We start from the raw sequence: 13,232 nt of genomic DNA, 5'->3' as shown, positions 1-13,232 counted from the left end.
GGCGAGGGGGGAGACGAGGCAGGGCCGGGGGCCGGCCCGCGGATCCGTCCCGTCCGCGCTCGCTTCGTACCGCAGTCACCCCCGGGCAAGCGCCCGGCCCGTCAGTTTTCGGAGGTACTCGTGTCCATCGCCCAGAACCCGTTGTCCGTCGAGGTCACCCTGCCCCGCGAGGACGTGGCCCTGGTCACGGTCGAGGGCCATCTCGACCTCGACACGGCGACCGAGTTCCAGGCCCATCTGGCGAACCAGCTCCATCACGGCAGGCGGCACTTCCTGCTGGATCTCTCGGCGGTCCCGTTCATGGACTCGTCCGGGATGAACATCATCCTGCGGGTGTACCAGGAGGCCCGGAAGCTGCCCGGCAGCGTGCACGTGATCGATCCCACGCCCGCGGTGCGCCGGGTCCTGGATTTGACCGGGGTCAGCCTCACGGTGCCGGTGTCCGACAAGGTGGAGGACGCGCTGGCCCTGATCGACGGTCCGCAGAGCGATGGTCCCGAGACTCCGTGACGGGGCGTCAGTTGTCGTTTGACAACAATACGGGCAGGCCAAGAGAGTGACCAGGTTGGTGACCTGGTTAGGGTTGTCGTCCGGCAAGGTCACCACGCGTCACCGTCGCCCGCGGCGGGGCCGCGGCAGCAGGACGCAGATGAGGAGTGAAGAGTGCCGGAGCACGAAGCGGCCGCACAGCACGGAACGCCGACCGAGGAGGTCGCGGCCTTCCTGAGCCGCCGCCGGGAGCAGATCGCCCAGCGGTGGGCCGACGAATCCCTCTTCCGCACCGTGTTCACGGTGTCGCGGGACGAGGCGGTGGAGGCCGGCCGCAGCGTGGTCGACGCCCTGGCGCAGGTCGCCGGGTCCGGCCGGGTGGAGGACTCCGACAGCGCCGGGTTCACCGTGGTCCGCGAGCAGCTGGCCCGGATGACCGCCGCCCGCTCCCGCTCCGGGATGAGCACCGCCCAGGTGTCCAACGAGGTGGACGCCCTGCGCAACCCCGTCGTCAACCTCCTGGTCGCCGACCTTCCGGATGTGCCGCAGGACCACCTCCGGGAGTGCACCACGACCCTGACCGTCCTGATGGGGACGCTGCGGCTGGTGGTCATGGAGACCGCGCTGACCGAGGTGCAGTCGCTCATCGACCGGCAGCAGATGCAGCTTCTGGAGGTGGCCACGCCCGTCATCCGGCTCTGGGACGGCATCGTCGCCGTGCCGCTCATCGGCACCCTCGACAGCGCCCGCAGCCAGGTCGTCATGGAGACGCTTCTGAACGCGGTCGTCGACCAGCAGGCGCAGTACGCGATCCTGGACATCACCGGTGTGCCGACGGTGGACTCGCTCGTCGCGCAGCACCTGATGAAGACGGTGGCCGCGGTGCGGCTGATGGGCGCGGAGTGCGTCGTCTCCGGCATCCGGCCCGCGATCGCGCAGACCATCGTCCATCTCGGTCTGGACCTGGGCACCGTGATCACGCGTGCCGGGCTCGCCGACGCGCTCTCCTACGCCCTGCACGGGCTGGGCGCGGACATCGTGCAGTCGGCTCCCGGCGGTGCGGGTCAGCGGTGAACGGCCACTTCTCCCCCACCGGCGGGGCACCGGTGCCGGTGCTCAGGCTGGGCGACGTCCTACTGATCACCCTCCAGGGCGACCTGCACGACGGCACGGCGGAACAGCTCCAGCACGACATCGTGGAGGCGATCGCCCACAGTCAGGTGACCGGCGTGGTCATCGACATCTCCGGTGTGGAGATCGTCGACTCGTTCCTCGGCCGTGTCCTGGCCGAGATCGCGGCGAGCGCCCGGCTGCTGGCCGCGCAGACCGTCGTGGCCGGCATGCGGCCCGCGGTGGCGATCACGCTGGTCGAGCTGGGGCTGACGCTGCCGGGGCTGCGGACCGCGCTGAGCACCGAGTCGGCGCTGGCGCTCCTCGCCTCGTCGGGCTCCCCGGCCGCGCGCGGCCCGCGCCGGGAGCCGCGGTGAGCGGGACGGCCGCGGGCATCGAGGCCCGCCTGCCGATCCGCTCCGACATGGACCTGGTGTGGGTACGGCAGCATGTGCGGCAGGCCGCCGCCGCGCTCGGCTTCAGTCTGGTCGAGCAGACCAAGCTGGTCACGGCGGCCAGCGAACTCGCCCGCAACACGCTGGTGTACGGCGGGGGCGGCGAGGTGGAGACGGTGCGCGTCACGGAAGGGCGCACGCAGGGCCTGCGGCTGGTCTTCTCCGACGACGGGCCCGGCATCCCCGACGTGGAGCAGGCGCTGAGCGACGGCTACACCTCCGGCGGGGGCCTCGGCATGGGGCTCGGCGGGGCGAAGCGACTGGTGCACGACTTCGTCATCGACAGCACGCCCGGCGCGGGCACCAGGATCACGGTGACCTCGTGGGCGGCCCGGCCGCCGCGCCAGCGCGAGGAGTTCTGATGCCGCGGGTGTGGGACATCCCCGTGCACGACTCGACGCGGGTGCGCGACGCGCGGGTGGCCGCCGAGGAGGCGGCCGCCCTCGCGGAGCTCGACGAGTCGCGTACGGCGGTCACGGCGCTGGTGGCGACGGAACTGGCCACCAACCTGCTCAAGCACGGAGGCGGCGGCAGGCTCCTCGTCGATGTCGTCGCGCCGCCGAGCGGCCGGGCCGGCGTCGTCGTGCAGATAGCGGCCGTGGACCACGGGCCGGGCATCGACGACGTCCGCGCCGCCCTCGGCGACGGCTTCTCCACGACCGGCTCCCTGGGCGCGGGCCTGGGCACCTGCCGTCGGGTGGCCGACGACTTCGACCTGCACAGCGTGCCGGGCCGCGGCACGGTCGCGCTGGCCCGCGTCGGCGCGATCCTCCCCAGGAGCTACACGCGTGATCCGCTGCCCGCGCGGGCCGGCGGGGTGAACGTGCCGTTCGGCGGGGACGCGTTCTCCGGCGACGCCTGGACGTTCGTACGCGCCGAGGACCGGCTGACGCTGATGCTGGCCGACGGTCTCGGCCACGGACCGGAGGCGGCCCGCGCCTCGACCGCGGCGGTCGAGGAGGTGCACCGCTCGGCCGGTCTGCGGCCGGCCGAGGTGCTGCGCCGGCTGGACGGCGCGCTGCGCGGCACCCGCGGCGCGGCGGTCGCGCTGGCCCAGCTCGACGTACGGACCGGGCGGCTGCGGTTCGCCGGCATCGGCAACGTGGGGGCGCGGCTGCGCGAGGGCGACACCTGGCGGCATCTGCTGTCCCGGCCGGGCATAGTCGGCGTGCACCGCCCCTCGTCGTTGCCCGAGACCGAGGCGGCCTGGGGCCCGGACCGGCTGCTGGTGCTGCACAGCGACGGCCTGCCCAGCCGCTGGGCCCCGCCGTCCGATCCGCGGCTCCCGGCCGCCGATCCGGCGGTCACCGCCGCGGTGACCGTGCGCGACGCGAGCAGCTCCGCGCGCCCGGTGCGTGACGACACCGCCGTGGCCGTCCTGTCCCCGACCCCGCCGGACCGCCCATGATGCGCACCTGGCAGATCACCACCGTCACCGACGCGGCCCGCGCGCGGATCGCCACCGCGCGTCTGGCCGCGGCGTTCGGCGTCGCCCCGCTGGAGCGCACCCGGCTGGCGACCGCGCTCAGCGGGCGGCTGCGGCAGTGTCTGACGAAGGGCGGCGCCTGGCGGCTCACCCTGGAGACGTCCGGGGGGTCGCTGCGCGCCGAGATCGTCTCCTCCCCCGCCGCGGCGGAGCCGCCGTGGCATGTCGCCGTGCCCTGCCCGGAGCCGACCGACGCCTCGCTCTTCCACGGCGTGGCCGACGATCCGGCCGTGCTCGCGGAGGCGCTGCTCGGCGCCGACGAGGACGCCGCCGTCGTGCTGGACAGACTCTCCGAGCAGGAGGAGCTGGTGCTCTTCCACCGGGAGGAGCTGCACCAGACCAACCAGGGCGTCCTGGCGCTGCACGCCGAGCTGGACGCGGCGGGGCGGGCGCAGCGGGAGGCCTTCGCGGCGGAGCGCGCGGCGCGCCAGGAGGCGGAGAACGCCCGGCGCCGGCTGACGTTCCTCGCGGACGCGAGCGCGGCGCTGACCGCGTCCCTGAACCATGAGGAGATCGTGCGCCGGCTGCCCGAGCTGCTGGTGCCCGAGTACGCGGGCACGGTCGACGTGTGGCTGTTCGACACCGAGGACGACCGGCATCCGCCCGTCCCGCAGCCGGCCTCCGCGGCGACGAGCGCGGCGACGAGCGCGGCGGCGGCCGTGGTCGCGGCCCGCACCGGGCGGCCCCAGTACGCGGCCGACCACCCCGGCGGGCTGCCCGGCGTGGACGATCTGCCGCCGTCGGCGACGCATCCCGGCCGGCCCGTGCTGTGCATCCCGCTGCCCACCCGGCGCACTCCCCTGGGCGTGCTCACGCTGACCCCGCCGGGCGAGCGCTGGGACCCGGACGACGCCGTGATGCTGATCGAGCTGACCCGGCGGGCCAGCACCGCCCTGGACAACGCGCGGCGCTTCGAGCACAACCGCGACATCGCCGAGACGCTCCAGCACGCGCTGCTGACCCAGCTGCCGGTGATCGAGGGCCTGAACATGTCCGCGCACTACCTGCCGGCGACGTACGGGCTGAACATCGGCGGCGACTGGTACGACGCGTTCCGGCAGCCCGACGGCAGTCTGATCACCGTCATCGGCGACGTGACCGGGCACGGGCTGCACGCGGCGGTGATGATGAGCCAGCTGCGCACCGCGCTGCGCGCCTACGCCGTCGACGGCGGCAGCCCCGGCGTGCTGCTGACCCGGCTGCACACCTTCCTGCACCACCTCCAGCCCGATCTGTACGCGACGGCCGTGATCGCCCGTTTCCAGCCCGGCGAGCCGGTGTTGACGTGGGCGGCCGCCGGGCATCCGCCGCCGGTACTGCGGGAGCCGGACGGCCGGGTGCGCACCCTGGACGCCAAGCCGGGGGCGATGCTGGGCATCCCGCTGAAGCAGGAGATCGCCGACCACACCGAGCCCCTCGCGCCGGGCACGACGCTGGCGCTGTACACGGACGGCCTGGTCGAGCGGCGCGCCCAGGGGATAGACCCGGGCATCGAGCGGCTCGCGGCGGCGCTCGGCTCGTTCCGCACGGAGGAGCTGGACGCCGATCTGGGCGGCTCGGCGGAACGCATCCTGGAGCCGCTGCTGAGCGACTCCGAGCGCGACGACGACGTGTGTCTGCTGCTGTCCCACATCGACAGCCGGACGGGGAGGGTGTCGGTGGGCGACCGGGCCTGAAAGGGGGATGCTGGGATCGATGAGGTGCGAAGCGCCGCCGGGTGGGCACGCGCATCACGTCGAGGCAGACCGCCTGGAGCCGCAGAAAGGGATGGACATCGTGACACGACCCAGGATCCTGGTGGTGGGCGCGGGCTTCGCGGGAGTGGGGTGCGTTCGGCGTCTGGAACGCAAGCTCTCCCCCGGCGAGGCCGAGATCACCCTGGTGACGCCGTTCAGCTACCAGCTCTATCTGCCGCTGCTGCCGCAGGTCGCCTCCGGGGTGCTGACGCCCCAGTCGATCGCCGTTTCGCTGCGCCGCAGCAAGAAGTACCGCACCCGGATCATCCCGGGCGGGGCCATCGGCGTGGACCTGAAGTCGAAGGTCTGCGTCATCCGCACCATCACCGACGAGATCGTCAACGAGCCGTACGACTACATCGTGCTCGCTCCCGGCAGCGTCACCCGCACGTTCGACATCCCGGGCCTGACCGATCACGCCTTCGGGATGAAGACCCTCGCGGAGGCCGCCTACATCCGCGACCACGTCATCTCACAGCTGGACCTGGCCGACGCCAGCCACGACCCCGCCGAGCGGGCCTCCCGGCTCCAGTTCGTGGTCGTGGGCGGCGGCTACGCCGGCACCGAGACCGCCGCCTGCCTCCAACTGCTGACCCACAACGCGGTGAAGCGCTATCCGAGGCTGGACCCGAGCCTGATCAAGTGGCACCTCATCGACATCGCGCCGAAGCTGATGCCGGAGCTGGGCGACAAGCTCGGCCGCAGCGCGCAGGAGGTGCTGCGCAGGCGCGGCATCGAGGTCTCGCTGGGCGTGTCCATCGCGAAGGCGGGCCCGGAGGAGGTCACCTTCACCGACGGGCGGGTGGTGCCGACCCGGACGCTGATCTGGACGGCCGGAGTCGTGGCGAGCCCGCTCATCGCCACCCTCGGCGCGGAGACCGTCCGCGGGCGGCTCGCGGTCACCTCGCAGATGTGCCTGCCGGGCCACGACGGGGTGTTCGCGCTCGGCGACGCCGCCGCGGTGCCCGATGAGGCCAAGGGCGAGGAGGGCGCGGTGTGCCCGCCGACGGCGCAGCACGCGATGCGGCAGGCCACCGTCGTCGCCGACAACGTCATGGCGACGCTGCGGGGCGGGGCGATGAAGCCGTACGCGCACAAGGACCTCGGTCTCGTCGTCGACCTCGGCGGCACCGACGCCGTGTCCAAGCCGCTCGGCATCGAGCTGCGGGGGCTGCCCGCGCAGGCCGTGGCCCGCGGGTACCACTGGGGCGCACTGCGCACGGGCGTGGCCAAGGCGCGGGTGCTGACGAACTGGACGCTCAACGCGATCGCGGGCGACGATTTCGTCCGTACGGGGTTCCAGGCCCGTCGCGCGGCCAAGCTGAAGGACTTCGAGTACACGGACAGCTATCTGACGCCGGAGCAGGTGCGGACGCACGTGGAAGGCGCCGCGGGGCCGGGTGCCGTGGGTCCGGGGCCGGGCGCCGTAGGTCCCGGAACGGGTGCCGAGGCCGGGTGAGACGCGGCGAGCACCTCTGAACGGCGGGCACGGCGAGCGGGGCGGGAGAGAGTACGGCGGCGTGAGGGCAGCGGCAGCACGATCGTTCGGAGCACGATGGCGGGACCGGGTCGTGGCGTCCGACCCGGGACTGCTGCGGCTGGCCGCGGGGCTGCGCACGGTCGGTGCGATCGCCCTCACGCTGGCCGTGCTCTCCCTGTTCGGCGCGAGCGTCTCGCACCTGGTCGCCGGGGCCATCTCGGCGATGGTCGCGACCTTCGCGATCCGCGAGAAGCAGCGCGGCCCGCAGGCCGTCACCCTGGCGCTGGGGCTGCCCGTCGCGCTGGTCTCCGTGACGCTGGCGGCGCTGCTCAGCACCCGCACCATCGCCGGCGACCTCTTCTTCGTCGCGCTGATCTTCAGCGCGGTCTACGGCCGGCGGTTCGGCGACCGGGGCACGGCGCTCGGGCTGGTCGGCTTCCAGGTCTACTTCATGTCGCTGTTCGTGGGCGTGACGCGGGAGAGCCTGCCCGGGTACTGGGGGGCGATCGCCGTCGCGTTCGCGTGCAGCGCGACGGCACGGTTCGCGCTGGTGCCGCAGACCCCTGCGGGCATCCTCGCGCGGCTGCGGCACGCCTTCCGGGCGCGGCTCGCACAGCTGATCGACGCTCAGGTGGAGCTGCTGGACGCCGGTCCGGACGAGGTGGAGAAGGCGCTCGCGCAGGTGCGCGACGGCACCGCGCGGCTGCACGAGACGGCGATGATGATCCAGGGCCAGCTGGAGGAGGGCACCCGCGACGAGGCGACGGCGCGGCTGGTGCAGCGCCGTATCGCCGACGCCGAGATCGCCGCCGAGCGGCTGGGTCTGCTGCTGCTGACGGCGCGCAGCGCCGAACGGGCGGACACCCTGACCCTGCATCTGCCGGGCGCGCCGGTGCCCGAGGGCGGGCATCTGCCGGTGCGGGAGGAGGCGACGGACGTCCTGCGCCGTGACCTGCGGGCGCTCGGTCTGCTCGTACGGCAGCCCGTCGCGGACGGGACGGGGCTGGCGCAGGTGCGCAACCGGCTGCTCGGGTATCGCGACGAGGAGAACCTGCCGAGCGCGTCGCCGCCCGTGCAGGACGTGTTCCGGGGCGTCGGTGAGGCGGCCCGCGCGGTGCTGGGGCTGCGGATCGCGCTGGACGGGCCGCAGGACGAGTCGGACGACAGTCCGGAGACGGCGCGTTCGCGGGAGGAGCTCGACGCGGAGGACGCGGCGATCGGCGGGGCCGAGGAGGAGGGGGAGGCCGCGGAGGAGCCCAAGGGGCTGCGCCGGCCGACGACGCGGGCCGCGGTGCAGGTGGCCCTCGGGTCGTCGCTGGCCATCCTCGCCGGGGAGCTGCTGTCCACGCAGCGGTGGTACTGGGCGGTGCTGACCTGCTGGATCGTGTTCATCAACACGGCGTCCACCGGGGAGATCCTGGTCAAGGGGTACCGGCGGCTGCTGGGGACGGTGTTCGGGGTGGTCGCGGGGATCGGGCTCGCGGCGCTCGTCGGGCACCACACGTGGACGGCGTTCGCGGTGGTGCTGCTGTGCGTGTTCGCCATGTTCTACACGGCGCCGCTGTCGTACACGCTGATGTCGTTCTTCGTGACGGCCGCGCTGGGCGTGCTGTACACGCTGCTGCACACCTACAGCCTGTCGGTGCTGCTGCTGCGGGTGGAGGAGACGGCTCTGGGGGTGGTCTGCGGGGTGGTGGCGGCGGCGCTGGTGCTGCCGGTGCGGACGGACCGCCGTACGAACGAGCTGCTGACGACGGTGCTGGACCGGCTCACCGACGTCACCTCGGCCGCCGTCGAGCAGCTCAGCGGCGGCGCGCCGGCGGATCTGCTGGACCGGGCGCGGGACCTGGACCAGGCGCTGGCGGACCTGCGGGCGGCCACGCAGCCGCTCACTCACCCGGTCACCCCGCTGCGGGCCCGGCGCGACACCGCCCAGTACGTGGTCGCGCTCCTGGAGACCTGCGCCTACCACGCCCGCTCGCTGGCCGCCACGGCCGAACTGCTCCCCTCCCATCCGTCCATCGCGGCGGATCCGCGGCTGCGGGGGGCCGGGCAGCGCATCCTGCACAACGTCGGCGCGATCGCGGACCGGGTGGAGGACGAACACAGCACCGCCGAGGTCCAGACGGGCCCGAGCATCGCGTCCCTCCTGAAGCCGACCACCCGCACACCCCCCGGCTACGCCCGCGTGACGGACCGGGTCCTACGCCACCTCCAACGCCTGGACGAAGCGGTAACGGGCCTGGCCCGCCCCTTGAGCGTCCCCGTCGCCCAGGACCCCGGGTAGACCCAGCCGAACCAATCCCACCCGACCTGGCCCGGCACCCCGGCTCCGGGCTACCACCCGGCCGGGTAAGCCCAACCGGGCGATCCGGTGAGCCGAGCCGCCGTTCATCGCCTTAGCAGCGTCGACGGGCCGTCGTTGCCGGCGGACCGGTGTCGACGGGGCCGTATCAGCGAGCCGATGCTGCCGGACCGGTTCGGCAGGCCGGAGTCACCGGGGCTGCGGCGCCCGGTCGGCGGGCCGAGATCGCCCGGCGGCCGGGCCGACGTCGGAGGGCCGATCGCACCGTGCGGCGCCGGCGGCCGGCGTTGCCGGCAGACCGGTCCTCGGCAGGGCCGTATCAGCGAGCCGATGCTGCCGGACCGGTTCGGCAGGCCGGAGTCACCGAGGTTGCGTCACCCGGTCGGCGGGCCGAGGCCACCCGGCGGCCGGGCCGACGTCGGAGGGCCGATCGCACCGTGCGGCACCGGCGGCCGGCGTTGCCCAGCGGACCGGTTCTCCGGCAGGACCGTATCGGCGAGCCGTCGGCGGCCGGCGTTGCCGGCGGACCGGTCCTCGGCAGGGCCGTATCAGCGAGCCGGTAATTGCCGGCATGGCATGGCAGGGCTGCGTCGCCCGGCCTGCGGCGGCGAGCCGATGTCGCCGGGCCAACATGGCGGGCCTGCGTCACCCAGCCTGCGGCGGGCCCGATCTCGCCGGGCCGGCATGGCAGGCCTGCGTCGCTCAGCCGCCGGCGGCGGGCTGTGTTGCCGGGGGCGGCCTAGCGCCCGTCGCCCAGGTGGGGGGCGGCGGGCGGGGGGGTCAGAAGTCTGTCGGGAGGCCGCTTGCTGCGGCTATGCCCCGGAGTTCTTCTGTGTCGCTCTGGCGGCGGCGGATGCAGCCGGCGATCTCGGCCAGGCGGGCCGGGTCGGAGGCCGTGGCCGCGTCGGTGACCACCCGGACCGGGCCCGTCCCGTCGACCTGGATCTCCACCAGCTGGTTGTCGAGACGGCCCGTGACGGCCGTGGCGATGACCAGGGCCGCCTCGTCACGGATCTCCTGGGGCAGATCCTCCGTGTCCTGCGGATCCAGCGCGAAATCCAGGGTCTCGGGGGACTGCTCGTCAAGGGCGCGCAGGGCGGGCGCGACGACCTTGAGCAGCATCTCGTAGTCCTCGTCGTCCATGCGGACGCGCAGGAGGTCGAGGTACATGTCCACGGGCCGTCCGTCCGGCGGGAACTCGGATTCGTTCATTCCCCCCGGGTTCCCCGACACCCCCACCTTCAGACCTTTTCAGACCTTGCGCCAGCGAGCCATCGCGAACGAGAACAGTCCGAAGAGCACCAGACCGGCCGCGACGCAGGCCAGGAGCCCCGGCCCGACCGGGGTCTCGGCGAAGGAGCGCAGCGTGTCGTCGAGGCCCTTGGCCTGGTCGGGCTGGTAGTCGACGGCGGCTCGTACGGCGAAGGATCCCACCGCGGCGAAGACCAGTCCGCGGGCCGCGCCCCCGCCGACGCCGGTGATGTCCACCGCGCGCCGCACGGTCGGCGACATCTCGCCCATCCGCATCTTGTCGTGGTACTTGCGCATCACGGCCCGCCCGCCGATCCACAGGCCCGCCACGACGATCCCGGCGCCGCCCGCGCCGACGATCCACTGCCCGCCGGGCAGCTCCAGCATCCGGGCCGTGACGTCCCGTGACTGCTGGTCGCTGGACCCTCCCCCGCTGCCCGATCCCGCGGCGAAGGCGAGGACGGAGTACGCGACGAAGGAGTAGAAGACGCACCGGGCCGCCGCCAGCAGCCGCTTCTTGGTCTTGCGGCCGTCCGGGCCGGCCGACCCGAAGACCACCTCGGACAGCCGCCACAGCGCCATGCCGACCAGGCCTATGCCGAGGGCCCACAGCACCACGGAGCCGAAGGGCCGCTCGGAGATCTCCGCGAGCGCGCCCTGCCGGTCGGCCTCCTGGCTCTTGTCCTCGCCGAAGGCGATCTGCAACGCCAGCAGCCCGACCAGCAGATAGATCACACCGCGCGCCGTCAGTCCGGCCCTGGCGGCCCCCTTGGTGACCGACCCCCGCGCCGCGCGCTCGGCCCCCGTACGGCCGTTCCGCGCCAAGGCACCCGCGTTCATCCATACCTCCCCTGAAGACTCCGCATCCGGATGCCCCGCCGACGGCTCCACACACCCGGACGCCCCGCCGCGAGCAACCGCTGCGGCGGGGCGTACGTAAAGCCGTGCATGTGTCCTGAGGCCCTCTCACGCGTACGCGTGGGGCCCTTCCTCCGCGGTCCGGCGGGGCAGCGCGTCGGCCTCCGCCGCCGCCGCGAGCCAGCCGCGAGCCGCCTCCAGGGCGAGGGTTATGTCACGTGTCCCGGTGGAGACGCACAGCGTGTACGCGAGGTCCTGGGCCCGTGTGTTCCCCTCGGCCGGCCCGGTCGCCGTCACCGCCTCGTACTCGTCGACGAGCTTGCGCAGCACGGCGGGATGGGGCATCAACATGCGGGGACTCCTTGTCCGGGACATCCGTACGGTCCGTAAGTGGATGGGTGAGGAAGGCGTGTTCGCGGCGCGGTGCGCCGACGCGGGGTCAGCCACGCTCGCTCCGGTCGCTCCTGTCGTTGCGCCGGCCGAGTGCCTCCGCGCGCACCTGCGCGCAACTGCGGCTGATGAGGCGGGAGACGTGCATCTGGGAGATGCCCAGGCGGTCGGCGATGCGGCTCTGGGTCATGTCCTCGAAGAAGCGCATGTAGAGGATGGCCCGCTCGCGCTCCGGCAGCCGCCGCAGGCTCTCCTTGGCGGACTCGCGGTCCACGACGACGTCGTAGGAGGCGTCGGGGCCGCCGAGGGTGTCGACGAGGCTGTACCCGTCGTCGCCGGCGGGGAGTTCGGCGTCCAGCGAGAGGGTGCTGAAGCTCTCCAGCGCCTCCAGTCCGGCCCCGACCTCCTCCTCGGTGAGTCCGGTGTGGGCGGCGATGTCGGCGACCGAGGGCTCGGGGGCGCCCGGGTTCTGGTTGAGCTCCCGGCGGGCCATGCGCACCTTGTTGCGCAGCTCCTGCACCCGGCGGGGCACGCGCAGCGCCCACATCCGGTCCCGGAAGTGCCGCTTGATCTCGCCGGTGATGGTGGGAACGGCGTAGCTCTCGAAGGCTCCGCGTTCCGGGTCGAAGCGGTCGACGGCCTTCACCAGGCCGAGCGCCGCGACCTGCCGAAGGTCCTCGATCGCCTCGCCCCGGTCGCGGAAGCGCCCCGCGATCCGGTGGGCCATGGGCAGCCAGGCCTCGACGATCTCGTCGCGGACGGCGTCCCGCTCGGGCCCTTCCTCCAGGGCGACCAGTCGGGAGAAGCGGGTTGCGGTGTCGGGAGCGTCGTCATGGTTCCGGCGCGACGGTGCGGTGGTCGGGGCGGATGTGACGGGACGGCTTGTCGACATGTCGATGAGCATGCGGAATCGCTCCTGAACGAGGATTTCAGGGAATGACCACGGGAGGGCCGCTGTCGACCGGGGCGTCTGGAGCGCCCTGGAGCAGTCGTACCACTCCCGTCGGCGCGCCTCCGGTCCGAAGCACGAACCTCCGTCTGCCCGACCCCCGGAGGTGCAAACTCCTCATGTCTGAAAGGTGTTCAGACGGCCGGGGGAAGGCGGTCGGGGCCGCGCGGGGCGGGGCGAGCCGAGGGGCTTTCAGAACACGGGGACGACAGCGGTGATGCGCTTGCCCCCGGAGGGCGTTTCGGACACCCGGACGTCCCGGGCCAGTCGGCAGACGATGGGCCAGCCGCGTCCGCCGGCCCGCCGTCGTCCGCGCTCGTCGAGCGGGTCGACGGCCACCGGGAGCCGGTCGCTGCGGTCGCTCACGGAGACCCGCACGGCCGGCCCGTCGACGTCGACGTCGTAGTCCGTGACGCCGCCGCCGTGGAGTATGGCGTTGGTGGTGAGCTCCGAGGCGACGAGCAGCGCGTCGGAGAGGGCTTCCTCGTCGTACGGACGGCCGGTGGTCCCGCGCTGCCCGGTGACCGCTCGTCGTACGGCGCCGCGGACGTCGGACGGCCGGTACGGGCCGGGTCCGTCGTGCCGGGCGAGGCCGTCCGGCGTGTCCGTGCGGTCGGTCGAGTGGTTCGCAGACATCCTTTCGCTCCCTGGGTCTTTCCGACTGGTGAGTCCTGGTCAAGTGAGGGGCCCGGAGCCGGTCACCGTCCGCGCGGCGCTCCGCCG

13 protein-coding genes are annotated in these 13,232 nt (G+C 73.5%); 8 read left to right on the top strand and 5 right to left on the bottom strand.

Annotation, left to right across the window (positions count from 1 at the left end):
- Window positions 1-120: 120 nt before the first annotated feature.
- From ACFYX4_RS29030 to ACFYX4_RS28995, 8 genes are all read left to right on the top strand, one after another.
- The gene (locus tag ACFYX4_RS29030) at window positions 121-510 is read left to right on the top strand and encodes an STAS domain-containing protein (protein WP_389339467.1); all 390 of its coding nucleotides are present in this window, start codon (window positions 121-123) and stop codon (window positions 508-510) included.
- A 153-nt stretch (window positions 511-663) separates the two neighbouring features.
- Window positions 664-1,563 carry an STAS domain-containing protein gene (locus ACFYX4_RS29025; protein WP_389339465.1) on the top strand — a complete coding sequence of 300 codons (900 nt, stop codon included), beginning with the start codon at window positions 664-666 and terminating at the stop codon, window positions 1,561-1,563.
- Window positions 1,560-1,976, top strand: coding sequence for an STAS domain-containing protein (locus ACFYX4_RS29020; RefSeq protein ID WP_389339463.1), 417 nt, complete (start codon window positions 1,560-1,562; stop codon window positions 1,974-1,976). The genes ACFYX4_RS29025 and ACFYX4_RS29020 overlap by 4 nt, the downstream gene beginning before the upstream one ends.
- 47 nt (window positions 1,977-2,023) lie before the next feature.
- On the top strand, window positions 2,024-2,416 hold the full coding sequence (locus tag ACFYX4_RS29015; RefSeq protein ID WP_389339505.1) for an anti-sigma regulatory factor: 393 nt from the start codon (window positions 2,024-2,026) through the stop codon (window positions 2,414-2,416).
- A complete protein-coding gene (locus ACFYX4_RS29010) occupies window positions 2,416-3,462 on the top strand; it encodes a SpoIIE family protein phosphatase (protein WP_389339461.1) in 1,047 nt (348 codons plus the stop codon). Before ACFYX4_RS29015 ends, ACFYX4_RS29010 begins: the two co-directional genes overlap by 1 nt.
- On the top strand, window positions 3,459-5,216 hold the full coding sequence (locus ACFYX4_RS29005) for a PP2C family protein-serine/threonine phosphatase (protein ID WP_389339459.1): 1,758 nt from the start codon (window positions 3,459-3,461) through the stop codon (window positions 5,214-5,216). Before ACFYX4_RS29010 ends, ACFYX4_RS29005 begins: the two co-directional genes overlap by 4 nt.
- A 91-nt stretch (window positions 5,217-5,307) precedes the next feature.
- The gene (locus ACFYX4_RS29000) at window positions 5,308-6,735 is read left to right on the top strand and encodes an NAD(P)/FAD-dependent oxidoreductase (RefSeq protein WP_389339457.1); all 1,428 of its coding nucleotides are present in this window, start codon (window positions 5,308-5,310) and stop codon (window positions 6,733-6,735) included.
- Window positions 6,736-6,847: 112 nt separating this feature from the next.
- Window positions 6,848-9,043, top strand: a complete 2,196-nt coding sequence (locus ACFYX4_RS28995) for an FUSC family protein (protein ID WP_389339455.1) — start codon at window positions 6,848-6,850, stop codon at window positions 9,041-9,043.
- A gap of 798 nt (window positions 9,044-9,841) precedes the next feature.
- Here the strand turns inward: ACFYX4_RS28995 and ACFYX4_RS28990 are convergent.
- The 5 genes from ACFYX4_RS28990 to ACFYX4_RS28970 form a co-directional block, all read right to left on the bottom strand.
- The gene (locus ACFYX4_RS28990) at window positions 9,842-10,273 is read right to left on the bottom strand and encodes a hypothetical protein (protein WP_389339453.1); all 432 of its coding nucleotides are present in this window, start codon (window positions 10,271-10,273) and stop codon (window positions 9,842-9,844) included.
- Between the two features lie 39 nt (window positions 10,274-10,312).
- Window positions 10,313-11,152, bottom strand: a complete 840-nt coding sequence (locus ACFYX4_RS28985) for a DUF1206 domain-containing protein (RefSeq protein WP_389339451.1) — start codon at window positions 11,150-11,152, stop codon at window positions 10,313-10,315.
- 126 nt (window positions 11,153-11,278) lie between these two features.
- Complete coding sequence (locus ACFYX4_RS28980; RefSeq protein ID WP_389339449.1) at window positions 11,279-11,521, bottom strand: DUF5133 domain-containing protein; 243 nt, start codon at window positions 11,519-11,521, stop codon at window positions 11,279-11,281.
- Between the two features lie 88 nt (window positions 11,522-11,609).
- A complete protein-coding gene (locus tag ACFYX4_RS28975) occupies window positions 11,610-12,464 on the bottom strand; it encodes a SigB/SigF/SigG family RNA polymerase sigma factor (protein ID WP_389339447.1) in 855 nt (284 codons plus the stop codon).
- A 237-nt stretch (window positions 12,465-12,701) separates the two neighbouring features.
- Window positions 12,702-13,145 carry an ATP-binding protein gene (locus tag ACFYX4_RS28970; RefSeq protein ID WP_389339445.1) on the bottom strand — a complete coding sequence of 148 codons (444 nt, stop codon included), beginning with the start codon at window positions 13,143-13,145 and terminating at the stop codon, window positions 12,702-12,704.
- Window positions 13,146-13,232: the final 87 nt, after the last annotated feature.

The sequence above is a fragment of the Streptomyces sp. NPDC002328 genome (assembly GCF_042890065.1).
Taxonomy (GTDB): domain Bacteria; phylum Actinomycetota; class Actinomycetes; order Streptomycetales; family Streptomycetaceae; genus Streptomyces.
Note: the sequence above shows the minus strand (reverse complement) of the source record. Positions and strands in the feature narration are given on the sequence as shown.